Source organism: Curtobacterium sp. NPDC088465 (genome assembly GCF_044753165.1).
Lineage (GTDB): Bacteria > Actinomycetota > Actinomycetes > Actinomycetales > Microbacteriaceae > Curtobacterium.
On record NZ_JBIVMR010000001.1, the window covers coordinates 208,863 to 232,896 of the forward strand.

Consider the following 24,034-nt stretch of genomic DNA (forward strand, 5'->3'; position numbering starts at 1 on the left):
TCGGGCTCCGGGCCGCGAGGGACGTCGGTCAGCCCGGGTCTCACCGGCGACCACACCGACTACGTCCTGAGCACCAGGTCCGCGAGCTCCGCGGGCGCCTCGGCGGCGATGAAGGCACGCTCCTGGGCAGCCCAGCGCTCCCACTCGCGGGCGAACACCTCGCCGTCGCGGCCGATCGCCCGGTCGCGTCGGACGTCGTCGTCCGCCTCGAGCCACACCCGGAGGGTCGCATGTGGAGCGGACCCCCGGGAGAGCGCCCCGCACCCCTCGACCACCAGCGGCACGTGCGACTCGATCGACACCCACTCCGCCGGCTCGGACCGCTCCCAGTCCCAGCGCCGGTACCCCGACGGTGTCCCGAGCACGTCGGACACGACCGCGTCGGCGGCCGCGCGCAGGCCGTCCCACCCGGGGTAGACGTCGTCGAGGTGCACGACCCGTGCGCCGAGCCGTGCCGCCACGGCGTCGCCCAGCGTGGTCTTCCCGGTGCCCGAGCGCCCGTCGACCAGCACGACGAGCCGTCGTCCGGTAGCGGCAGCAGCGCCGGCCGCGGCCGCGGCGATCCCCTCGACGAGCGCCGCGTCCGGTGCCGCTCCCCCGGCGGTCACGTCCGGCCGCGCACCTCCGTCGGTCACGTCCGGCACCGCTCCCCCGGCGACCGCACCCGAGGCGGTCGCGTCCGGCCGCGCGCGCTCAGGCACGCCACGTCCCCGCAGCCACGGCCACCCCGATCGACGCGACACCGATCCCCACCAGCACGGCGACCATCGCCCACTCCGGTCCCGCGAACCGCGCCTGCCGCGCCCACGTCCGGGGACCGGGAGCGCCGAAGCCGCGCGACTCCATCGCCACCGCCAGCGTGGTCGCCCGGCGGAGTGCGAGCACGAGCAGCGCGAAGGCCATCGACGCTCCGCGCCGCAGCCGCCCGTGGTCGGCGAGCCCCCGTGCGCGGCGTGCCATGGCGAGCTGGCGCCAGTCCTCGCCGAGCAGGGTCGTCATCCGCACCGCAGCCAGGGCCCCGAGCACGAAGCGGGCCGGCAGCCGCAGCAGCTGTGCGAGCCCGTCGGCCAGGTCGGTCGGGTCGACCCCGACGAAGAGCACGACGGCCGGCAGCCCGACCGCGAGGACCCGCAGCGCGGTCGCCAGCGCGAGCGTCAGCGACCCGTCGGTGACGTGGACGAAGCCGAGGTCGAACCACTCCCGCCCGGAGGGCCGCCCGTACAGCGCGATGCTCAGCGCCGTCAGGGGCACGGCGACGAGCACCGGTGACGCCCGCAGCAGCAGGATCCGCGGCGGGATCCGGAGCACCGGGAGGAGCAGCAGCTCCAGCGCGAGCGCGACGGCCGCGGAGACGACGTCGAGACTCGTCACGAGGCACAGGCCGAGTGCGAGCACGCCGAGCATCGCGGCGACGGGCTGGACGCCGGCGACACCGCGGCGCGTCCGGCCGGGAGGCTCGGCTCGCCCGCCCGCACCGGCGCGGGTCGTCGGGGTGGTCACCGGTGCACCTCCGTGGTCGGTCGGGGTCTGCCGGGTCCGGTCGACGGGGCGTCCGGTCCGGCCGACGGGGCGCCGGGTCCGGCCGAGGGGCCACTGCGTCCGTCCGGCGGGACGGCGGTTCCGGCCGGCGGCACGGCCCTCGCACCGTCGGCGGCGAGCACGACCTCGTCGGCGTCGAGCGCACGGACGAGGTCACGGTCGTGCGTCACCACGACGAGCGCCGTCCCCGCCTCCGCCAGCGCCCCGAGCAGGTCGACCACGGCCTGCCAGGTCGCACGGTCCTGGCCCGAGGTGGGTTCGTCCAGCACGACCACGGGCGGCCGCGAGGCGACGACGGCACCGATCGCGAGCCGCCGCTGCTCACCGCCGGACAGGGTGAAGGGGTTGGCGTCGGCGAGGTGCCGGAGCCCGAACGCGTCGAGGAGTTCCTCCACCCGCGCGTCGGCGTCCGACAGCCCGAGCGCGCGCGGTCCGGCACCGAGCTCCTCGCGGACACTGCGCGCCACGAACTGGTGTCCGGGGTCCTGGAACACCGACCCGATCCGGGCGGCGAGCTGCCGGCTCGTCCACCGGATCGGCGCGTCACCGGCGTCCCCGGCCAGGTCGGGCGTCGCGAGGAGTGTCCCTCCGGACGGCCGCAGGAGCCCGGCGAGGGTGAGGCCGAGCGTCGACTTGCCGACGCCGTTCGGACCGGTGACCGCGAGGACCCGACCGCGACGGACCCCGAGGTCGATCCCGCTGCCGACACGGGTCCCGCCGGCACGTCCGAGGATGCCCCCGCGCGCGGTCGCGAGTCCCCGCGCCTCGAGCAGCGCCGTCTCCTCGTCGCGCGGGCGGAAGGCGCCCCCGGCCACCGGCGCTCCCGGTGCTGATCCGCCCGCTCGCTCGGTCGACGGCGCGACCGGACGGCCGGCACCGGTCGACGGCGCGACCGGACGTCCGCCGCCGGCCCGGGACGATCCCCGCGCCGGCTCGGCACCGGGCACCCACACGCCGGCCGCCGTCAGCGCCGGACCGTGCTCGGCGAGCACCGACGCGGGGGTCCCGTCCGCGACGACCCCGCCCCCGGGTTCGAGGAGCACGAGTCGATCGACCAGGTCGAGCCAGGTGCCGATCCGGTGCTCGACCACGAGCATCGTCGCACCGCTGGTGTCGAGCAGCGCCCGCACGGCGTCGTGGACCTGCGCCACGCCCTCGGGGTCGAGGTTCGCGCACGGTTCGTCGAGCACGAGCACGCCGGGGCGCATCGCGAGCACGCCCGCGAGCGCCAGACGCTGCCGCTGCCCGCCGGAGAGCCGGCTCGTCGACCGGTCGAGCGGCAGGTCGAGGCCGACGACCCCGAGCGCGTGCCGGACGCGTTCCCACGTCTCGGCCCGCGGGACGCCGGTGTTCTCGCATCCGAAGGCCACGTCGTCGCCGATGCGCGACATCACCGTGTGGGCCTCGGGATCCTGCATGACGAGGCCGACGCGCCCGCGGACCGCGCGGGGGTCGGCGCCGTCGACCAGGACCGAGCCCTGCACGGCTGCGGCGGTGTCGTCGTCGGGGTCCGGCTCGTCCGCCAGCACCGCTGCGACCGCGCGGAGCACCGTCGACTTGCCGGCGCCCGAGGGGCCGACGACCGCGACGCGCTCACCCGGCTCGACGACGAGGTCGAGACCGCGCACCGCCCACGCGTCGCGCCCGGCGTACCGCCAGCCCCAGTCACGGAAGGCGATCCGCGCCGCCCCCGAGGACGACACGGCCGTCACCGGGCGGCGCGGGACCCGCGCTCGGCCTGCTCGGCGGCGGGCGTCGCGGTGCCGGACTGCGCTCCGTCGAGCGGAACGGTCGCGCCGGTCGGGGCGGACGACTGCTGCGGGGTCGTCGCGTGCGTCCGTCGGGCGTGCTCACGCCCTGCGGCGAACGAGGACAGCACGCCGGTCGCGGCGAGCGCCCGCACGAGCAGCCACGAACCGAGCCCGGCGATCACGGCCCCGGACACCACGGCGGACACGACGTAGACGGTCTTGAAGGCCGCGTCGAGCCCCGGGTACCAGAGCACGGTGTCGTTGATGCCGAGGGCGAGCCCCGCGGCGGCACCGGCGAGCACGACGACCGGCAGCCGGTAGGCCCGGTAGAGGAACAGTGCGAGCACGACCTCGGCCCCGAGGCCCTGCACGAGACCGGCCTCGAGCGTCAGCCACCCCCACTGGGTGCCGAGCAGTGCCTCGACGCTGGCGGCGACCATCTCGGCGTAGAGCGCGGCCCCGGGCTTCCGGACGACGATGGCGACGAGCGGCCCGGCGAGCAGCCAGACCCCGCCGAAGAGTGCCTGGGTGCCGGGGAGGACCAGGGCGGCGACGGCGCTGATCGGCTCGTAGCCGAACTCCCAGAGCTTGAAGACGACACCGATCGCGACGGCGAGGACGCTCGCGACGACGATGTCGACGACCCGCCAGCGCAACGAGCGCCTGACGGTGGTGGACGGTGCTGCGGACTGCGTGGTTGCAGGCATGGTTGCTGACTCCTCCCTGCGCCGGCATGACCCGGATCAGGTTCGACGGTCGGAGCGCCGTTCGCTCCCTCTCAGCCCGGCGGTCCCGGACTCCCGTGTGTGTGGCAGCAGTCTAGACGCGGTCGCGACCGCGTGACGGACGGGAGGCCCGTGGCGACGTCGCCACGGGCCTCCCGTCCGGTGGGTCACTTCTTGAGGGCGCGGATCACCTTGCTCAGGGCCTTGCCGGTCACCCAGATGGTGGGGATGCTCACCGCGAGCAGCGAGATCAGGTTCGGCTCGAACTGCAGGTCCTGCCCCGGGCGACGCACGTACGCACCGACGGGGATCGACGCCCCGCCGCCACCGCCGCCGCCGTTCTCGTCGTCCCCGCCGGCGCCGAAGCCGAACCAGCCGATGGACACCGGGATGAGGGTCTGGTCCCCGACCTCGACCGGTTCGCCGTAGTTGGTCGAGACGCCCACGGGGCGCACCTTGTCTGCGATCTGACTCACGATGTTGGCCATGCGCGCGAGGCTACTCGGCGGTTCCTCCACAGGTCGGCGAGCACCGGCGGCCGTCCGCCCCTGGGGCTTGTCTGCGGACGCGGACGGCCCGCGCCGATACCGTGGCGGAACCCACACCTGGAGGACTGTTTGCACACCTGGCCCGGCAACCCGTACCCCCTCGGGGCGACCTACGACGGCAGCGGCACGAACTTCGCCCTGTTCAGCGAGGTCGCCGACCGCGTGGAACTGTGCCTCTTCGACGACGCGGGGAACGAGGAGTGCGTCGACCTGGTCGAGGTGGACGCACACGTCTGGCACGCCTACCTGCCGAACGTCGCCCCGGGGCAGGAGTACGGCTTCCGCGTGCACGCCCCGTACGACCCGGCGAACGGACTGCGCGGCAACCCGCACAAGCTGCTCCTCGACCCGTACGCCAAGGCGACCAGCGGCGACATCGACTGGGACCAGGCGCTGTTCTCGTACACGTTCGGCGACCCGGACTCGACCGACGACCAGGACTCGGCGTCCCACATGATGAAGGGCGTCGTCATCAACCCGTTCTTCGACTGGCAGGGTGACCGGGCTCCCCGGGTCCCCTACGGCGAGACGGTGATCTACGAGGCGCACGTCAAGGGCCTCACCGAGACGCACCCCGACGTGCCCGAGGAGCAACGGGGCACCTACGCCGGTGTCGCGCACCCGGCGGTCATCGAGCACCTCAAGCGCCTGGGGATCACGACGCTCGAGCTCATGCCGGTGCACCAGTTCGTCAACGACTCCACGCTGCAGGAGAAGGGGCTGTCGAACTACTGGGGCTACAACACGATCGGCTTCTTCGCGCCGCACTCGCACTACTCGTCGTCCGGCGACCGCGGGCAGCAGGTGCAGGAGTTCAAGGCGATGGTGCGCGAGCTCCACCGTGCCGGCATCGAGGTCGTCCTCGACGTCGTCTACAACCACACGGCAGAGGGCAACCACCTCGGACCGACCCTGTCGTTCCGCGGCATCGACAACGCGGCGTACTACCGCCTGGTCGAGGACGACAAGCGGTACTACATGGACACCACGGGCACCGGGAACTCGCTCAACGTCGGGCACCCGCACTCGCTGCAGCTCATCATGGACTCGCTGCGGTACTGGGTCACCGAGATGCACGTCGACGGGTTCCGCTTCGACCTCGCCGCGGCCCTGGCCCGCGAGTTCTACGAGGTCGACCGGCTCGCGGCCTTCTTCGAACTGGTCCAGCAGGACCCGATCGTGTCCCAGGTCAAGCTCATCGCCGAGCCGTGGGACGTCGGGCCCGGCGGGTACCAGGTCGGCAACTTCCCGCCGCAGTGGTCCGAGTGGAACGGCAAGTACCGCGACACCGTGCGTGACTTCTGGCGGGGCGAGCCCTCGACGCTCGGCGAGTTCGCCTCGCGCATCTCCGGGTCGGCCGACCTGTACGAGCACGACGGCCGGACGCCCAAGGCGAGCATCAACTTCATCACCGCCCACGACGGCTTCACGCTGTACGACCTGGTCGCGTACAACGAGAAGCACAACGACGCCAACGGCGAGGACAACAACGACGGCGAGAGCCACAACCGGTCCTGGAACTCCGGCGTCGAGGGGCCGACGGACGACCCGGAGGTCGCCGCGCTCCGACTGCAGCGCCGGCGGAACTTCCTCGCCACCCTGCTGCTCAGCCAGGGCGTGCCGATGATCGCCCACGGCGACGAGCTCGGCCGCACCCAGCACGGCAACAACAACGTGTACGCGCAGGACTCCGCGATCAGCTGGATCGACTGGGAGCACGCCGACGACGAACTCGTGCAGTTCACCGCCGACGTCGTGAAGCTCCGGCACGACCACCCGACCTTCCGCCGCACCCGGTACTTCAACGGTCGTCCGGTGCGCCGGGGCGAGGGCGAGCCACTGCCCGACGTCGTGTGGCTGACCCCGTCCGGCGACGCGATGGACCCCGAGGACTGGGACTCCGGCTTCGGCAAGAGCGTCGGCATGTACCTGAACGGCGAGGGCATCCGCGGCCGCGACCGCTGGGGCGAACGTGTGACCGACGTGGCGTTCCTGACGTACTACAACGCACACGACGACGTCGTGACCTTCACCCTGCCGCCCGAGGAGTACTCGCCCGGGTGGACCGTCCGGATCGACACGGCCGAACCCGGCGCCCGCGAGACGGTCCTCGACGCCGGGACCCCGCTCGACGTGCCGGCGCGCTCGATGATCGTGCTCCGCGCCGAGCCCGACCACGAGGTCACCACCACGCAGGTGGAGTCGGTCGAGGGCGGGCGGCAGTCCACCCCGACCAACCCCGCGGCGTCGACGGCGGCGTCCGCCACCGACCCGGAACCGACCGGGGCGGAACCGTCCGGCGCGGAACCGTCCGACGCTGCTCAGTCCGGGGCGGAACAGCCCACGGCGTCGGCCGAGGGCACGTCCGCAACGGACCCGGTCAGCGACACCGACGCCGACCCAGACTCCCCTGACACCGAACCCGAACCCGATCCCACAGGAGCCACCGCGTGAGCGCTCGCCGCGTCCCCACGTCCACCTACCGGCTGCAGGTCACCGCAGACTTCGACCTCGACGCCGCCCAGGGCGTGGTCGACCACATCCGCACCCTCGGTGCGGACTGGGTCTACCTCTCCCCCGTGCTGCAGGCCGAGCCCGGGTCGCAGCACGGCTACGACGTCGTCGACCACTCGCACGTCGACACCGAGCGCGGCGGCGACGCAGCGCTCCGAGCCCTCGCCGAGGCCGCGCACGCCGCCGGGCTGGGTGTCCTCGTCGACATCGTGCCGAACCACGTCGGCGTCGCCACCCCCGAGGCGAACCCGTGGTGGTGGTCCCTGCTCGAGTCCGGACAGGGCTCCCCCGTCGCGTGGGCCTTCGACGTGGACTGGCAGGCCGGGGACGGGCGCATCCGGATCCCGGTGCTCGACGACCGGCTGCTCGACGCGGTCGAGCTGCGGGACGGCCGGCTGTACGTCGGCGAGACCGCCTACCCGACGGCCGAGGGCACCGTGCAGGACGGTGACGACGTCGCAGCCGTGCACGCCCGTCAGCACTACGAGTTCGTGCACTGGAAGCGCGCGGACCACGACCTCAACTACCGTCGCTTCTTCGCGGTCAACACCCTCGCGGCGATCCGCGTCGAGGAGCCCGAGGTGTTCGCCTCGTCCCACGCGACGATCGGCGGCTGGTTCCGCGACGGGCTCGTGGACGGCCTGCGCATCGACCACCCGGACGGCCTGTACGACCCCGCCGGGTACCTGCAGGACCTGCACGACCTCACCGGCGGCGCGTACACGCTCGTCGAGAAGATCCTCGAGCCCGGCGAGCAGCTCCCGTCGTCGTGGCCGGTCGACGGAACCACCGGCTACGACGCCCTCGCCGTGGTCGACCGTGTCTTCGTCGACCCCGCGGGTGAACCGGCGCTCACCGCCGCGTCCGGTGCCGAGCCCGCCGACTGGCAGCAGCTCACGCACGACACCCGGCGCGGGATCGCCGACGGCATCCTCGGCAGCGAGGTCCGCCGGCTCGCACGGCTCCTCGCCCCCGTGGCACCCGACGTGCCCGAGGACCGCGTCGTCGACGCCGTCGCCGAGATCGTCGCGTCCTTCGAGGTCTACCGGACGTACCTGCCCGAGGGCGTCCACCACCTCATCGACGCCCTCGAACGCGCCGCCGAGGCCCGCCCGGACCTCGACGACGTGATCGACCGCATCGCACCGGCGCTCGTCGACCCCGGTCACGCCGCGGCCGTCCGGCTGCAGCAGACGTCGGGCATGGTGATGGCGAAGGGCGTCGAGGACACCGCGTTCTACCGCACGTCGCGCCTGACCACCCTGAGCGAGGTCGGCGCAGACCCGAGCCTGTTCGCCGTCTCGGTGGAGGACTTCCACCAGGCCCAGCGCGACCGCCAGGGCAGCTGGCCGCACACCATGACGACGCTCACCACGCACGACACGAAGCGCAGCGAGGACACCCGTGCGCGCATCAGCGTGCTCGCCGAGCTCGGCTCCGAGTGGGCCGACGCGCTCGCGCGGCTGCGATCCCTGGCCCCGCTCGACGACGCCGTGATGGCGGACCTGTTGTGGCAGGCCATCGTCGGTGCACGTCCTGCGAGCCGCGATCGCCTGCACGCCTACGCCGAGAAGGCGTCGCGCGAGGCCGGCGACAGCACGACGTGGACCGAGCCGGACGAGGCGTTCGAGGAGCAGATGCACGCGCTCGTCGACGCGTCGTTCGACGATCCGCAGGTCGTGGCCGTGCTCGACGAGCTCGACCAGGTCATCAACGCTGCCGGGTGGTCGAACGGGCTGGCCCAGAAGCTCGTGCAGCTGACGATGCCCGGCGTGCCGGACGTCTACCAGGGCACCGAGGGCTGGGACCGGTCGCTCGTCGACCCCGACAACCGCCGACCGGTCGACTACGCCGAGCTCCGGCACGTGCTCGCCGGGCTCGACGGCCCCGAGGACGACGGCCCCGAGCGGCTGCCGGCCGTCGGACTCGACGGTGCCGTGAAGACCCTCGTCGTCAGCCGGGCCCTGCGCCTGCGCCGCGACCACCCCGAGCTGTTCACCCGCTACCTGGGGCTCGAGGCCACGGGCAGCGCCGCCGACCACGTCCTGGCGTTCGACCGTGGCGGTGCCGTGACCGTCGCGACACGCCTGCCCGTCGGACTCGAGCGGGTCGGGGGCTGGGGCGACACCCTGGTGCACCCGGTGCCGCTCGACCGGGTCGACCTGCTCACCGGTCGACGGTTCCCCGCGTCCCGCGGCATCGCGCTCGCCGAGCTGCTCACGGACCTGCCGGTTGCGCTCCTCGTGCCCGCCGACCTCGCCGACGCCGGGGCGGCCGCTGCCTCCTCGTCCACGTCGACGACCACCCCCGCGGCCTCCGGGTCGGACGGCACCGCCGTCTCCGACCAGCAGGCCGAGATCGAGATCCTGGAGGGTCACGCATGACCGTTCCCGCCCGCTACGCCGTCTGGGCGCCGAACCCCGAGCGCGTGCGCCTGGTCGTCGACGACGTCGAGTACGCCCTGACCCGCGGTGACGACGACTGGTGGAGCACCGACGAGGTCGCCCCGGTCGTCGGCGCGCGCTACGGCTTCCGTATCGACGACGACGAGGACGTCCGCCCGGACCCCCGCAGCCGGTACCAGCCGGACGGGGTGCACGGCACGTCCGAGGTCGTGGACCCGGAGCGCTTCGCGTGGACCGACGAGGCCTGGACGGGCCGTCCCGCCCGCGGCGGTGTGATCTACGAGATGCACATCGGCACCTACACGCCCGAGGGCACCCTCGACGCTGCGGCCGCGAAGCTCGACCACCTCGTCGAGCTCGGCGTGGAGTTCGTCGAGCTGCTCCCCGTCAACGCCGTCAACGGCGAGTGGAACTGGGGCTACGACGGGGTCGGCTGGTTCGCCGTGCACCACCCCTACGGCGGTCCCGACGCCTACGACCGCTTCGTCGACACCGCCCACGCGCTGGGCCTCGGGGTCATCCAGGACGTCGTCTACAACCACCTCGGCCCGAGCGGGAACTACCTGCCGCTGTACGGTCCGTACCTGCTGCAGGGGCTCGGGAACACCTGGGGCGACTCGGTCAACGTCGAGCACCCCGAGGTCCGCCGGTACGTGCTGGACAACGTGCGGATGTGGTTCCGCGACCACCACGTCGACGGACTCCGGCTCGACGCGGTGCACGCGATCCGGGACACCACGCGCCCGCACGTGCTGCAGGTCATGGCCTCCGAGACCGAGTCGTACTCGGAGTTCGTCGGGCGCCCGCTCTCGCTCATCGCCGAGTCGGACCTCAACGACCCGGTCATGTTCCGTCCGCAGGAGGCCTCCGGGTACGGCCTGACCGGACAGTGGTCGGACGACTTCCACCACGCCGTCCACGTGGCGCTCACCGGCGAGACGAACGGCTACTACGCCGACTTCGCACCGCTCTCGGCGCTGGCGAAGGTCCTGGAGCACGGGTTCTTCCACGACGGCACCTGGTCGTCGTTCCGCGGGAAGCGGCACGGTCGACCGATCGACCGCGGGACGTCGCCCGCGACGGCGCTGGTCGTCGCGAACCAGAACCACGACCAGATCGGCAACCGCGCCGCGGGCGACCGGCTCGCGGCGTCACTCGACGACGAGTCGCTCGTCATCGCCGCGGCGCTGACGCTGCTCGGCCCGTTCACGCCGATGCTGTTCATGGGCGAGGAGTTCGCCGCGACCACGCCGTGGCAGTTCTTCACCTCCCACCCGGAGAAGGCGCTGGGCGAGATCACGGCGAAGGGTCGGATCGCCGAGTTCGCGGAGCACGGTTGGGACGAATCGGTCGTCCCGGACCCGCAGGACCCGACGACGTTCTCGAACTCGAAGCTCGACTGGGCCGACGTCACCTCGGAGCGGGGTGCGCGGATCCTCCGGGCCTACCGCGTGCTCGTCGCGCTGCGCCGCACCGAGCAGGCCTTCGTCGACCACCGCTACGAGGCGAACGCCGTCCGCTTCGACGGGGACGACCGCTGGCTCGTGCTGACCCGCGGTCTGCTCGGGCCCGACGCGGCGCCGGTGCACGTCGTGGTGAACTTCGCCGACGACGCTGCCGAGGTGTCCGTCCCGGACGCGACCAGTGAGGAGCTCTACCGCTTCGGTGAGGCGAGCGTCGACGCCGGTGTGGTCCGGTTCGCGTCGCGCGGCGTGGTGGTCCTGCGCTGACGGACGTCCCCTGACCGATCTGCGTGAGCGACAGTCCCCCGTGGAACCCCCACGGGGGACTGTCGCTTGCGCGGAGCAGAGTGGCCACGACACCGGCCGGGCACGGCGCGGCAGAACCGCTACCGGTACCGGGCCATCACCGGCACCGGTCCCGGGCCGTTGCGGGTCAGGCGGACTGGTCTCCGACCGCGTGCGCGTTCTTGCGCACCGAGGGCAGTCGGCGGTGGTCCTTCACGACAGAGCGCACCTCGCGCACCCGCCGGTCGATGCCCCACTTCGTCACGAGCGTCAGGCTCTCACGGACGATGTTGCCGCTCATCTTCGAGACGCCGAACTCGCGCTCGGTGAAGGTGATCGGCGTCTCGACGACCCGCAACCCGGCCTCGAGCGCACGCCAGCACAGGTCGACCTGGAAGCAGTACCCCTTCGACGCGACCCCGGCCAGGTCGATCCGCTCGAACGCCTTCGACGTGAACACCCGGAAGCCGCCGGTCGCGTCACGCACCGCGATGCCGAGCGCCATCCGCGTGTAGAGGTTCCCGCCGCGGGACAGCAGTTCGCGGTACCACGGCCAGTTCTCGACCTCGCCACCCTTGATCCAGCGGGAGCCGAGCACGAGGTCGTTCGAGTCGGCGAGCTCGAGCATCCACGGGAGGTACTCCGGGTGGTGCGAGCCGTCCGCGTCCATCTCGACGAGCTTGTCGTAGCCGTGCTCGAGGCCCCAGGCGAACCCCGCGAGGTACGCGCCGCCGAGGCCGTCCTTCACCGTCCGGTGCATCACGTGGACCCGGTCGGTCTCACGCGCGATCTCGTCCGCGATGTCGCCGGTGCCGTCCGGGGAGTTGTCGTCGACGACGAGCACGTGGACGCTGTCGTCGGTCGCGGCCAGGGTGCGGGCGACGATCGGGCGGACGTTCTCCGCCTCGTCGTAGGTCGGGATGATGACCAGGGACGTGCTCATGGTGCTCCTCGCGGTTCGCATCGAAGGGTATCGGGTCGCCCTGCGTCAGCCCGACGTCAGGTCTGCGAACACGATCAGATTGTCCGTGTAGTGCCCGGTCGCGGTGTCGAACGTACCGTCGCACGTGATCAGCCGGAGCTGCGGGGTCGGTGCGCTGCCGTACACGTCACTCGTCGGGAAGGCCGACTTCGCGGCGCGCTCCGAACGGTCGACCGTGAAGGTGCGGGTCGTGCCGTCGGACATCGCCACGTGGATCTCGTCCCCGGCCACGAGTTCGTCGAGCCGGAAGAAGACGGCTGCGCTCGTCGGGCTGTCGACGTGCCCGGCGATCACGGCCGGCCCGACCTGCCCCGGCACGATGCCGTCGGCGAACCAGCCCGCGCTGTCCCAGTCCTCCGGCGGGTCGAGCTCCCCAGCGGCACCGCGGCCGAGGTCCTCGAGGCCCGAGGACACACCGATCGCCGGGATCTCCACCCGCACCGGCGTGGCGGTCGAGCGCGCGGCCGGTGCCGCCGGGTCCTGGAAGCCCGACGTGTCGCCGGCCCCGGAGCCGTTCGCCGCCGCACCCGGGTCCGTCCTCGCGGACGGGCTGCTGGTCGCCGCCGTCCGGGTCCCCGCGGCGTCGGTCCCCGTGGTGGCGACGGCCACCCCGGCGATGCCGCCGCCGACGAGGACCGCCGCCACCGCTCCACCGACGAGCACGCCGCGGCGGCCGGACCACCACCGGCTCGGTCCGGTCGCGGTCCGACGCCCGGTCACGAGGCGCCTCCCGCGTCGGTCGCGCAGCCACCGAGGACGTCCGACGTGAGCATGGTCGCGCCGAGCGCTGCCCACGCGTCGCCGTAGTAGGTCGGGGTGGTCGCCGAGATCCGGTCCATCCGCCGCAGGTCGGCCGACGCCGCCGACGACGAGCCGGCCGCGTGCTCGGCCGCTGCCCGTGCGGCGTAGGCGAGCGCGCTGGTGTCCCCGGTGACGGCCGTGCCTCCGAGGTCGAGCTGGGCCGCGAGCTCGGTGCTCCGGCGCAGGGTCGGCGCGATCGACCCGGCGAGCGTGCGGTCCTCGGCCGAGCACGCCTCTGCGTAGCGCAGCGGCAGCCGCATCGCGTCCCACCCGTAGACCACGCTGCCCTGGTCGCCGTTCGCGGGCATCGGTTCGACCGTGCCGTCGGTGTGTACCTGGGACCAGTCGCTCGGCAGGTCGCTGACGTCGAGCACGGCGGCGGTCACCGCACGAGAGCCCTCGGTGAGCTCCGCCCAGCGGCGGTCGCCGGTCGCCCGCTCCAGGACCCGGAACGCGGCGGGTGACGCGTAGGACGCGTTGTACCGGTACGGCTCGGTGTCCGCCCACGGCCCCGGCAGCAGGATCGTCCCGAGGTCGGTCTCCGCCGTCTCGTGCTCGAGGATCGCCGACGCCATCGCCCTGCCCGCGGCGGTGTACCGCTCGTCGCCCCACCGGTCGCCGGCGAGCACGAGTGCCCGGGCGGCGTCGAGGTCGGCATCGCTCGCGGACTGGCCGTCGACGACCCCGTCCTCCGGCGTCCACCGCCACGCGAGCAGGTCGTCGTCGGTCACCAGGTGCCGCTTCGTCCACGACCAGATGTCGCCGAAGGTCTCACGGTCGTCGTCCGCGAAGGCGATGAGCAGACCGTAGGCCTGCCCCTCGCTGACGGTGTCGCCGCCCTGGTCGGTGCGGACGACCCGGCCGTCCTGCACGTAGTCGTCGAGGAAGTCCTGCCGCAGCTCGGCGGCGCTGCGGTCGACGTCCGGGGCGGGCGACGAGGTCACGCTCGAGGTCGCTCCTGCCTGCGGCACGGCGTCGCTCCACGGACGGACGGCGACGAGGGCGACGCCGACGGCGACGACGACCGCCGCTGCGGCGGTGATGGGGATCCAGGTCCTGCGGGTCATGCCGGCACCTCTTCCGGGGTGGTCGGGGACGGTCGGACGGGAGGCGCGCACCAGGTGGGCGCTCGGGCTGCGGTGATCCGCGCCTCCAGGCCGGGCCCGACGGGTCACGCGACCCGTCGGCTGCCCGTCGGTCAGTGGAACAGCGAGCGGAACGCCGCGACGATCGCGTGCGTGAACTCGGTGACGGGGCGGTCGGCGGCTGCGCCGCCACCACCGGTCTGGACCCCACCGGACGGGGTCGTTGCCGTGGCGGCCGCGTCGGTGACGGGCACGACGGTCAGGTCGCCCTTGCTGTCGTCGAGGACGAAGAGCGTCGAGACGGTGTTGCCGGCGAGGTCGACCTCGGCGGTCCCGCGCTGGCCGCTGCCGGAGACGTCGAGCGACCACTTGCCGGCGCCGACCGTCGCGTACCGGGTGGCCGTGCCGAAGGAGGCGTCCTCGGCGATGGCGGTGCCGTCGGTCGTGCTGACGTCGACCTCCTTCGCCGTGGTCGCGGCCTGGACGAGACGGAGCTTGGCCTTGCCGTCACCGGGCTGCTGCAGGTCGTCGGTGAACGCCTTGGTCTGCAGGTCGTCGTTCTTGCCGTAGGCGACGACGGTGTTCGCGTCGCCCTGCTGGACCTGGACATCGGTCGAGATCACCGGGGTGGAGTCGGGGGCGTCGGCAGCGCGCATCGAGAGGACGTAGGTGCCGACGGGGAGCTCCTGGTAGGGGCTGACCTGGCCGTACGTGACGTCGTCGAGCTCGAACACCGTCTTGCCGCCGGACAGGCTGGTCAGCTCGACGTCGACGCCCTTGGTGTCCGGGGAGAGGTGGCCGACGCGGAGCCAGCCCTCGTCGGAGCCGGTCGCGGCCGAGGCGGTCTGCGGTGCGGCGAGGCCGACGGTGGCGGCGACGACGGCGGCGGCGATCCCGGCGACGACGACCGGGCGGCGGGTGGCGCGGCGGGTGACGGTGGGCGCGGAGGTGCGTGCGTGCATCGTGGTGCTCCTTCGGTTCGGGTGGTACAGGTGCTGGTGCTGGGGCTGGTGCTGGGGCTGGGGCTGGGGCTGGGGCTGGGGAGCAGGTGCGGGTGTGGGTGTGGGCGGACCGTGGGGCTGGGCAGCGTGTGGGGGGGTGGAGGTGGGGAGCGGGGCTGGTGGCCGGTGGCGGTGCGCGAGCGGGCGGATCCTGCTCGGGGCTGCCGGTTCGGCTACCGGTTCCGCCCGCTCACGACGGGGCCGGGGTCGGGAGGCGCTCGCCGTTCCGCGAGCGGGCGGATCCTGCTCGGGGGCTGCCGGTTCGGCTACCGGTTCCGCCCGCTCACGACGGGGCCGGGGTCAGGAGGCGCTCGTCGGCGTCGTCGTGGGATCGGCCGGGGTGTAGGTCACGACGACCCGCTCCCCGTCGCGCTCGACGTCGGCCGGGCGGATCCCGTCGCTCATGGCATCGAAGGTGGCGACGGCACGAGCAGCATCCGCCCGGTCGGCGGTCTGCACGACGAGCCGGCGGAAGGGCTGCCCGTCCTCCCCCGTGAGCGGGCGGAATCGTTCGACCGCCACCGACTGGTCAGCGAGCACCTGACCGAGGGCGAGCATCGCGCGCGAGTCGACCTGACCCGCTCGGAACTGCGACTTCGTGCCGGCGTCGGCACGGAGCGCCGGGTTCTGCGCGAGCTCGGTCCCCATCGTCTTCCGCCCGTTCGTCGCGGCGGTGATCGCGTCGTTCGCGGCCGCCTCGCCCTCGGAGTGGATGCGACGGACGTCGACCTGCTGGTCGCCGGTGCCGAACGTGGCCACGCTCGTCGAGTTCCGGATGGCGAGCGACACGTCCTGCGAGGAGTTCCCGCCGGTGCGCATCGAGTCCGTCGTGACCACGTAGTCGGAGTCCTTCCACCCGTTCGGCGACTGGCGCTGGACGGCGGCGTCGGTGTCGAGCTTGTAGTACCAGATGACGTTGTTGCGGGCGTACCCGTCGCGGACCAGGTCGACCCACATGGCGTCGTCCACGAGCAGCCGCGAGGACTTCGGGACGTTGTCGCCGACCCACTGCTCGGCCTGCTGCATCGGCAGATCGAGGTTCGCCGACGTGAACCCGCGCAGCTGCGTGCCCCAGAGCGGCACCGCCACGACGACGGCCGCTGCGGTGACCACGGCCCAGGCGGCACCGAAGCCACGTCGAGCGATTCCGTGCACCCGGGTCCGGGCGTTGGACCGGATCCGTCCGGCGAGCGCGAGGACCGCTCGCTCGGCGGTGTACGCGACGAGCAGCGCTGCGAAGGGCACGAGCACGATGACGTACGGCACCGGCAGGTACCCGTTCGGGCGGAACATCATCGCGAGCAGGAAGACGAGCATCGCGGCGATCGGGCGGACCCGGCGCAGGAAGAGCCCGACGACCGCGGCGGCCGAACCGAGCACGATGAAGACGGGGTCGAGCGCCCACCACTGTGCGGCGGCCTGGTTCGCCAGGCTGCCTCCGTCGAAGATCGATCCCGACGCGGTGCGCGAACCGAGCTGGTAGGTGATGCCCTCGAAGAGGCTCACCCGGCCGGCGCCGGGCAGGAGCTCACCCTTGACCGCGGCGAGCAGCAGGTAGCCGCCACCGATGACGACCAGGACGGCCCCGGCGACGCTCAGCGTGTACCGACGGGTGCTCCTGTCGGCCCGGCGGACCGCGATCCAGATCAGGAACGGCAGCGCGAGCAGGTACGTCTCCTTGGAGAGCACCGCGACGCCGAGGCACGCGGCGGCTCCGGCGAACCCGGCGAGCTGCTGGCGTCGGCTGAGCGCCAGCACGAACGCGGCGAGGAGCCACGGCGTCGCGACGTTGTCGATGTAGACCGTGCGGTGGTACTGCAGGGCCAGCGGCGAGAGGGCGAAGACGAGCCCCGCGACCGCGGCCGTGACGCGACCTGCGCCCAGTCGACGCGCGAGGACGAAGAGCAGGACGCTGGAGACGGCGGCGAAAAAGACCATCGCCTCGCGGGCGGCCTCGACGGCGAACGGGTAGCGCGCGAACGCCCCGGTCAGCGACGTGTACGCCGCGATCTGGATCCACCCCAGCGGCGGGTGGTCGTACCAGTAGGTGTAGTGGGTGATCTCCCCGAGGTTGGCGATCGCCCACGCCTGGGCGGTGTAGGTCCCCTCGTCGTCGATGCGCTGCGGGGTACCGGTCATGTTCCACGCCTGCACCACGACGGTCACGATGAGGACGGGCACCAGCCAACCGATGCTCGCCGCGTGGACACGGAACCAACCGCGCACGCCGGACAGGGAGGCGGCACCCCGGACGGGGATCCCGGTGGTGTGGGTGATGGTGGCGGTCATCGGGCACCTCCTGCAGACGAACCGGCGAGCGCACGCTCAGACGAGGACGAGGACGAGGACGCAGCCGATGATGCGGACGCACCCCAGCCGGTCAGCTCGGACGCGAACCCGACGACCTCGGGCTGGGCGCCACCGGTGCGGTGCTGGCCCGTGTGCTCGGTCTTCTCCCACCCGTTCTGCCCCTTGACGTGGCGGACGACGGCACGGACCGCCGCTGCGGCGAGGAACACCTGGTACGGCACCAGGCCGAGGACGAGCTTCACGTAGTCGCGGATGCGGACCTTCTCCTTGTAGATGCGACCGAACTCGTTGAGTCCGACGACCTCGACGGCGAGCAGCATGAGCGTGGGCGCCACCGGGATGAACGAGACGAGGGCGATCGCCGTCGGCACCTTGACGAAGAGGATCATCAGGACGCTGAGCGGAATGAGCAGACCGGTCGCCGCCTGGATGAACGGCATGGTCAGCATGTAGCGGGCGAAGAAGCGCTGGCGGAAGGACGGCAGCTTCTTCCACTCCCCCTTGCCGAGCACCTGCAGGAAGCCCTGGTTCCAACGGGTCCGCTGCTTGAGCAGGGACGCGAACGTGGGCGGCGTCTCCTCGCGGGTGACGGCCTCGGGGCTGTAGGCGACGACGACCTTCGCGCCGTCGGCGGAGAGCCGGACGCCGAGCTCGCAGTCCTCGGCGAGGCAGTGCGCATCCCAGCCGTCCGACCACTCGAGGCGCTCCTTCGTCACGAAGACGGTGTTGCCGCCGAGCGGGATGAACTTCGAGCCCGCGTGGAAGTGCAGTCGCGAGCGGAACCAGAAGTAGTACTCGAGCACGTTGCGGAGCGACCACCAACTCGACTTGAAGTTCATCAGCTGGACGCCGCCCTGCACGACGTCAGCGCCGGTCTCCTGGAAGCGCGAGTCGACGAGCGACAGCAGCTTCGGGTAGACCTCGTCCTCGGCGTCGAACACCCCGACGATGTCGCCCGTCGCGTACTGCAGCGCGAGGTTCATCGCCTTCGGCTTGTTCTTCGGTGCGGTGTCGTCGACGACCACGCGGATCAGTCCCGGATGACGCTCCGCAGCCGCGCGCACGACGGCGTCCGTCTCCGGGTCGTCCTCGCCGACGATCGCGATGATCTCGAAGTCCGGGTGGTCCTGCGTCGCGAGCATGTCGAGCGTCTCGCCCATCACGTCCTGCTCGTGCCGACCGGGCACCAGCAGGGTGAAGCGGTGGGCGGCCGGCAGCGGGGTCTGGCTGAAGCTCGTCGACTTCAGCGCGTCACGTGAGCGCCAGGCGTGCAGCATCCACCACAGCGTGGTGAGCGCGATCACCGTGAGCAGCACGGAGACCGCGATGAGCGCCGAGTAGCCGACCCACTCGCCCAGCGACCAAGCGACCTGCGGAGCCTGCCCCGAGCCTCCCGTCGGGACGTCCGTGGTCCCGCGGTTCGGGAGGTCCCAGGCGGGACCGGTCCCCTCGTTCGGCTGCAGCAGCGGCCCGGCGGCCGTCAGCAGCGTGGTGGTGATGGTCATGCGGCGTGCTCCTTCGCGTGAGCGTCGGTGGAACGGAAGACGAGGGCCTTGTACGCGGCGAACCGGAAGACGGTGCCGAGGACGAGACCCACCCCGTTGCCGGCGACGTTGTCGGCGAGGGTCGAGGTGAAGCCGAGGACGTAGTGCGAGACGAACAGGCAGGCCGCGGCGATGCCGAGACCGATGACGTTCGTGACGGCGAAGAGGAGTCCCTCGCGGAGGGTCTCCTTCCGGCCGACCTGCCGCTGCGAACGGAACGTGATCGAGCGGTTCGCGAGCCACGCGACCACCGTGGCGATGACGGCGGAGACGATCTTCGCGGCGATCGGACCGTCGGGCAGGACGGTCGCGCGCAGGAGGTTGTAGACGCCGAGGTCGATGAGGAAGCAGATCGCTCCGATGGCGCCGAACGACGCGAGCTGCGTCATGGTGGCGCGGAGCCGCGGGCCTAGGGCCGGTCGTGCGACGCTCGCCGCAGGGACGCCGGTCGCCGCTGGGTGGGCGGTCGAGGCGGTGGAGGTCGGCACCGAGCCTGTGCCTGGTGGCACCAGAACGGGGGTGACGATTCGGGTCATGCCCCCTCTTCGGGGGCACGTTGCGGAGTGGTTTGGTCGGGGTACAGCCCCTGCCAGGACTCTGCCAGTTCCGCGACACCTGCCGTTCATCAGTGAACATCCTTCAGCGTTTTTGCTGATCAGGTGCCAGAAGGGCAGTCCGTCCGGACGGTCGCGCTCGTCGTGAGCTTGCTGTACGACGGACGGGAGGCACGGTGCCAGCTGGCACCGTGCCTCCCGTCCGTCGGTCGGTCGCGCGCTACGCGGGGCGCTGCTCCGGGCTGACCGTCTTGCTGGCATCGCGCTCCGGGATGTCGCCGAGCGCCTCGTCGATGGCGGCGAGCGCGTCAGCGTCGAGCGTCACGCCCGCGGCCTTCACGTTGTCGGTGACCTGCTCGGGGCGGGACGCGCCGACGATCGCCGAGGCGACGTTCGGGTTCTGCAGCGTCCACGCGATCGCGAGCTGGGCCAGCGTGAGGCCGGCCTGGTCGGCGACGGGCTGCAGGCGCTGCACGGCTTCGAGGACCTCGTCGCGCATGAACCGCTTGATCATGTCCGCGCCGCCCTTCTCGTCCGTGGCGCGGGACCCCTCGGGGGCCGGCTGACCCGGCTTGTACTTGCCGGTGAGGACACCCTGTGCGATCGGGGACCAGACGATCTGGCTGAGACCGAGCTGCTTCGAGGCGGGGACGACCTCGCCCTCGATGACGCGCCACAGCATCGAGTACTGCGGCTGGTTCGAGATGAGCTGGAAGCCGAGCTCCTTCGCCAGCGCGGCACCGGCGCAGATCTGCTCCGCGTTCCACTCGCTGACGCCGATGTAGAGCGCCTTGCCCTGACGGACGACGTCCGCGAAGGCCTGCATGGTCTCCTCGAGCGGCGTCTCGTGGTCGTAGCGGTGCGCCTGGTAGAGGTCGACGTAGTCGGTCTGCAGGCGCTCGAGCGAGCCGTCGATCGACTCCATGACGTGCTTGCGGGAGAGGCCGACGTCGTTGTGCCCCTTCGGCCCGGTCGGCCAGTAGACCTTCGTGAAGATCTCGAGCGACTGGCGACGCTCGGCCTTGAGCGCCTCGCCGAGGACCGTCTCCGCCGCGGTGTTGGCGTACGTGTCGGCGGTGTCGAACGTGGTGATGCCGGCGTCGAGCGCTGCCCGCACGCACTGGGTGGCGACGTCGTTCTCGACCTGCGAGCCGTGCGTCAGCCAGTTGCCGTAGGTGATCTCGGAGATCTTGAGTCCGGAGTTGCCCAGGTACCTGAATTCCATGCTCCTGACGCTAGTGGAGTGAGCGCTCTCGTGAGGGGGTGTGCGAGTACCTGTGGAGAGGCACGGGCGCCGCCGGCACGGGCGCCGCCGGCGCGGGCGCCGCCGGCACGGGCGCCGCCGGCACGGGCGCCGCCGGCACGGGCGCCGCCGGCGTGGGCGCCGCATGCGTGGGCGGGCGGAACACGCGACGCGGTGTGGTCGGGTGGAATCGGATCGGGTGCTGGCGCGAGTGGGCGGAACACGCGACGCGCGCCTCCCGACCTCATCCGGATCCGCCCGCTCGGGGTGAGAGCAGCAACAGACCGGATCCGCCCGCTCCGGGCCGCACGCACCGGTCCTCGGCAAGGCACGAGTCCTGCACACCTCGCTCCGTCCGGCGCCCATCCACAGCTCGACAGCACCCGCCACGGCCGACCTGGACGATCAGGCACGCTGCCCGCATGTCCCTCGCCGACCACTTCCCGCCGCCGCTCCGCGGACGCCCCTTCCGCGTCCGCGAGGCACTGCACCGCGGTGTCCCGGCGAGCCGACTCCGCTCACGACGGCTCTGCCGCCCCTTCCACGGCACACGGTGCTGGACCCCACCCACCTCCCACGCGGACCGTGCACGCGCGGTCGCTCCACGGCTCCGGTACGACCAGGCGTTCAGTCACACGACCGCAGCGCACCTCCTCGGCATACCGCTCCCACGCAGACTCGAGGCAGACCGACGCATCCACGTGACCACCATCGGCAAGGACCAGGCCATCCGCGTGCGCGGGACCGTCGGCCACCGAACCAGGGCACACCTCGCGAACGTCGTCCGTTCCGGGACCACCCCGATCGTGGACCCGGCCACCACCTTCGTCGTGCTGGCAGCGTTCCTCACGGTCGACGAACTCGTCATCGCCGGCGACGCGTTGGTCGGATGGCTGAACTGGTGCACGGTCGACGAACTCAGGGCCGTCGTCCGCCGCCACCGCGGCGGGCGGCACGTCCGCAAGGCACGCGCCGCGCTCGCCGAGGTGCGCCCGGGCTCGCGGAGCCCGGGCGAGACACGTCTCCGACTGGTCCTGGTCCGGCGCGGACTCCCCCTTCCGTCGCTCAACCACGACGTCGTCGTCGGAGGCAGATGGGTCGCCTGCGTGGACCTGGCCTACCCGGACGCGAGGGTCGCGATCGAGTACGAGAGCGACCTCCACCGATCCGACCCGCAGGTGTTCCGCAAGGACCTGACACGCGGCGAGCGACTGAAGGACGTCGACTGGTGGCTGATCCGGGCCACAGCGGATGACGTCGGTCCGCTCGCCGACGACTTCGTGGAGCGCATCCGGCGGCTGCTCACGACGGGCACGGCCGGGAGGCACGACACGCGGTCCCGACATCCCGTTGCGACGTTCACGTGAACATTGGTTGACGCTTCAACCAAACAGGTGCACAATGGGCTACAGTTCGAATCGATGCAGGCGCATGAAGATGCTCGCCTGGTCGGGAACCGCAGACCAACGCTCTCGTAAGGAGTCACCATGACGCTCAACGCCTCCGCCATCCCGGGCTACCAGACCGGTACCTGGAAGATCGACCCGACCCACTCCGAGGTCACCTTCTCCGTTCGCCACCTCGCGATCAGCAAGGTCAAGGGCTCCTTCGAGCGCTTCGACGCGACGCTCGTCACCGCCGAGAACCCGCTCGACACGACCCTCGAGGCCTCGATCGATGTCGCGAGCATCAACACGAACCAGGCGCAGCGCGATCAGCACCTCGCCACCGGTGACTTCTTCCTCACCGAGGAGCACCCGCAGATGACCTTCAAGTCGACCGGCATCCGCGAGGACGGCGACGACATGCTCATCGACGGTGAGCTCTCGCTCCGCGGCGTGACCAAGAACGTCACGCTGAAGACCGAGTTCGGTGGCGTGACCACCGACGGCTACGGCCAGGTCAAGCTCGGCGCCGAGGCGACCACGAAGATCGACCGCACCGAGTTCGGCGTGAACTGGAACGCGGCGCTCGAGGCCGGCGGCTTCACGCTCGGCAACGACGTCACCATCAACCTCGACGTGCAGTTCGTCCTCCAGGCGGCCTGACCTCCGGGTCACTGAACCACGGCTGTCGCCCCGCCCGAGCGCGGGGACGACGGCCGCGGACACCGAACGAAGTACCTGCAGTACCCGGCGAACGGCCCGGCTCCTCCCCCACGGAGCCGGGCCGTTCCGCGTTCCCGATGGCCCGGTCCGTGATCGGTGAGCCGGCCGGACGCCCGCCCGTGAACTCGAGCGGGCCATTCCTGTGACCACCGTTGCCCTGCATGCGCCGATCCCGTCCGCTCAGGCACGAGCGGGCCATTCCCGCAGCCGTCCCCGCCGCCGCGTACCGATTCCGCCCGCCCGAGCACGAGCGGGTGTTTCCGTCGCTGCCGGCTCGACCTCGACGCCGGATTAGCCCGACCGTCGCGATGACCGACCGCTTTCGGCCCGCAGACGACACCGAGCGCTGCCCCGCACGCGCACAGAGCTAGCGAGCGGGCGTAGCGTGTCGCCTGTTCAGCGCGGGAATCGCCCGTCCGTCGGTCCCGTTGCACCTCGCACCCGCCCCGACCGAAGAGGAGCACCACCATGGCCACCGACTGGATCGCGCTGCAGTCCCTCGCCGCAGCCGAGTTCGGACGCCGCGTCGCTGCAGTGACCGACTGGGAAGCGTCCACTCCCGACTCGGAGTGGACCACGCGCGACCTGGTGACGCACGTCATCGACGAACAGCGATGGATCCCCAAGCTCCTGACGGGGTGCGACTACGCGCAGGCCGAGGCGGACCTCGAACCCATCGGGCAGGACCTCGTCGACGAGTGGGCGAAGTTCGCGGCGGCAGCTTCGAGCGCATGGCAGAACGCGCCCGCTGACACTCCCGTGCACCTCAGCACCGACGTGGTCCGTGCAGACGAGTACCTGACCGAGCAGACCAGCGACATCACCATCCACACGTGGGACCTCGCGCGCGCGACGGGGACCGACGAAGCGTTGCCCGATGAACTCGTCCGCGCTGTGTGGGAGTACTTCGAGCCGCAGATCCAGGACCTCGCGGCGACCGGGCTGTACGCCGCGCCGGTCGAGGTCGACGAGGATGCGCCGCTGCAGATCCGCCTGCTCGCGGTCACAGGTCGCGATGCCAGGGTGAACGCCTGACGCGTCTTTCCGCCCGTTCGACACCGAGGGACGGAATCGGCGGCAGCACGCCAGTGGGCGGAACCAGCGGCAGCGTGAGCGCACGCGAGGAATATCCGCCCGCTCGTCGTTCGGCAGGCCTGACGCCTGACGCCTGGCAGC

The 24,034-nt window shown here is 72.1% G+C and carries 19 protein-coding genes and 1 riboswitch; of the genes, 6 read left to right on the forward strand and 13 right to left on the reverse strand.

The genetic code is table 11. The annotated features are described in order from the left end of the window. Window positions 1–59: 59 nt before the first annotated feature. From ACIP6W_RS00955 to ACIP6W_RS00975, 5 genes are all read right to left on the reverse strand, one after another. Window positions 60–701, reverse strand: coding sequence for an ATP-binding protein (locus ACIP6W_RS00955; RefSeq protein WP_400427708.1), 642 nt, complete (start codon window positions 699–701; stop codon window positions 60–62). Next, the gene (locus tag ACIP6W_RS00960; RefSeq protein ID WP_400427710.1) at window positions 694–1,500 is read right to left on the reverse strand and encodes an energy-coupling factor transporter transmembrane component T family protein; all 807 of its coding nucleotides are present in this window, start codon (window positions 1,498–1,500) and stop codon (window positions 694–696) included. Before ACIP6W_RS00960 ends, ACIP6W_RS00955 begins: the two co-directional genes overlap by 8 nt. Beyond that, window positions 1,497–3,242, reverse strand: a complete 1,746-nt coding sequence (locus ACIP6W_RS00965) for an ABC transporter ATP-binding protein (RefSeq protein ID WP_400427712.1) — start codon at window positions 3,240–3,242, stop codon at window positions 1,497–1,499. Before ACIP6W_RS00965 ends, ACIP6W_RS00960 begins: the two co-directional genes overlap by 4 nt. A 5-nt stretch (window positions 3,243–3,247) precedes the next feature. After that, complete coding sequence (locus ACIP6W_RS00970; protein WP_326495765.1) at window positions 3,248–3,997, reverse strand: ECF transporter S component; 750 nt, start codon at window positions 3,995–3,997, stop codon at window positions 3,248–3,250. Then, window positions 3,993–4,104, reverse strand: a riboswitch (TPP riboswitch). It overlaps the preceding gene by 5 nt. 78 nt (window positions 4,105–4,182) lie before the next feature. Further along, the gene (locus ACIP6W_RS00975) at window positions 4,183–4,503 is read right to left on the reverse strand and encodes a hypothetical protein (protein WP_058727630.1); all 321 of its coding nucleotides are present in this window, start codon (window positions 4,501–4,503) and stop codon (window positions 4,183–4,185) included. 129 nt (window positions 4,504–4,632) lie between these two features. Here ACIP6W_RS00975 and glgX point away from each other — a divergent pair, with 129 nt between their 5' ends. Genes glgX through treZ form a run of 3 tightly spaced genes read left to right on the forward strand, consistent with a single transcriptional unit; the run spans window position 4,633 to window position 11,212 of the window. After that, on the forward strand, window positions 4,633–7,017 hold the full coding sequence (glgX, locus tag ACIP6W_RS00980; protein ID WP_400427714.1) for a glycogen debranching protein GlgX: 2,385 nt from the start codon (window positions 4,633–4,635) through the stop codon (window positions 7,015–7,017). Beyond that, window positions 7,014–9,461, forward strand: a complete 2,448-nt coding sequence (gene treY / locus ACIP6W_RS00985) for a malto-oligosyltrehalose synthase (RefSeq protein ID WP_251154750.1) — start codon at window positions 7,014–7,016, stop codon at window positions 9,459–9,461. Before glgX ends, treY begins: the two co-directional genes overlap by 4 nt. Continuing rightward, window positions 9,458–11,212 (forward strand): malto-oligosyltrehalose trehalohydrolase, encoded by a 1,755-nt coding sequence (gene treZ, locus ACIP6W_RS00990; RefSeq protein WP_400427717.1) that lies wholly within the window; start codon window positions 9,458–9,460, stop codon window positions 11,210–11,212. The genes treY and treZ overlap by 4 nt, the downstream gene beginning before the upstream one ends. Window positions 11,213–11,378: 166 nt before the next feature. Here treZ and ACIP6W_RS00995 read toward each other — a convergent pair whose 3' ends face one another. The 8 genes from ACIP6W_RS00995 to ACIP6W_RS01030 form a co-directional block, all read right to left on the reverse strand. Next, window positions 11,379–12,173, reverse strand: a complete 795-nt coding sequence (locus tag ACIP6W_RS00995; protein WP_200884134.1) for a polyprenol monophosphomannose synthase — start codon at window positions 12,171–12,173, stop codon at window positions 11,379–11,381. Window positions 12,174–12,218: 45 nt separating this feature from the next. Next, window positions 12,219–12,932 (reverse strand): class F sortase, encoded by a 714-nt coding sequence (locus ACIP6W_RS01000; protein WP_251154748.1) that lies wholly within the window; start codon window positions 12,930–12,932, stop codon window positions 12,219–12,221. Then, window positions 12,929–14,080, reverse strand: coding sequence for a glycosyl hydrolase family 8 (locus ACIP6W_RS01005; RefSeq protein WP_400427720.1), 1,152 nt, complete (start codon window positions 14,078–14,080; stop codon window positions 12,929–12,931). The genes ACIP6W_RS01000 and ACIP6W_RS01005 overlap by 4 nt, the downstream gene beginning before the upstream one ends. Before the next feature lie 131 nt (window positions 14,081–14,211). Next, window positions 14,212–15,060 carry a DUF4397 domain-containing protein gene (locus tag ACIP6W_RS01010; protein WP_209683533.1) on the reverse strand — a complete coding sequence of 283 codons (849 nt, stop codon included), beginning with the start codon at window positions 15,058–15,060 and terminating at the stop codon, window positions 14,212–14,214. A gap of 339 nt (window positions 15,061–15,399) precedes the next feature. Then, on the reverse strand, window positions 15,400–17,388 hold the full coding sequence (locus ACIP6W_RS01015; RefSeq protein ID WP_066652997.1) for a glycosyltransferase family 39 protein: 1,989 nt from the start codon (window positions 17,386–17,388) through the stop codon (window positions 15,400–15,402). Then, window positions 17,385–18,914, reverse strand: coding sequence for a glycosyltransferase (locus ACIP6W_RS01020; protein WP_400427723.1), 1,530 nt, complete (start codon window positions 18,912–18,914; stop codon window positions 17,385–17,387). The genes ACIP6W_RS01015 and ACIP6W_RS01020 overlap by 4 nt, the downstream gene beginning before the upstream one ends. Further along, window positions 18,911–19,342 (reverse strand): GtrA family protein, encoded by a 432-nt coding sequence (locus ACIP6W_RS01025; protein WP_066657890.1) that lies wholly within the window; start codon window positions 19,340–19,342, stop codon window positions 18,911–18,913. Before ACIP6W_RS01025 ends, ACIP6W_RS01020 begins: the two co-directional genes overlap by 4 nt. Before the next feature lie 385 nt (window positions 19,343–19,727). After that, window positions 19,728–20,732: an aldo/keto reductase family protein gene (locus ACIP6W_RS01030; RefSeq protein ID WP_311205923.1), complete on the reverse strand. Its 1,005-nt coding sequence runs from the start codon at window positions 20,730–20,732 to the stop codon at window positions 19,728–19,730. 719 nt (window positions 20,733–21,451) lie between these two features. On the opposite strand from ACIP6W_RS01030, the gene ACIP6W_RS01035 reads away from it, so the two are divergent. From ACIP6W_RS01035 to ACIP6W_RS01045, 3 genes are all read left to right on the forward strand, one after another. Then, entirely contained in the window at window positions 21,452–22,117 is a 666-nt protein-coding gene (locus tag ACIP6W_RS01035; protein WP_400427725.1) for a hypothetical protein, read from the forward strand. A 120-nt stretch (window positions 22,118–22,237) separates the two neighbouring features. Beyond that, window positions 22,238–22,798 carry a YceI family protein gene (locus ACIP6W_RS01040; protein WP_066652989.1) on the forward strand — a complete coding sequence of 187 codons (561 nt, stop codon included), beginning with the start codon at window positions 22,238–22,240 and terminating at the stop codon, window positions 22,796–22,798. 528 nt (window positions 22,799–23,326) lie between these two features. Then, window positions 23,327–23,893, forward strand: coding sequence for a TIGR03086 family metal-binding protein (locus tag ACIP6W_RS01045; protein ID WP_251159844.1), 567 nt, complete (start codon window positions 23,327–23,329; stop codon window positions 23,891–23,893). The last annotated feature ends 141 nt before the right edge of the window (window positions 23,894–24,034 follow it).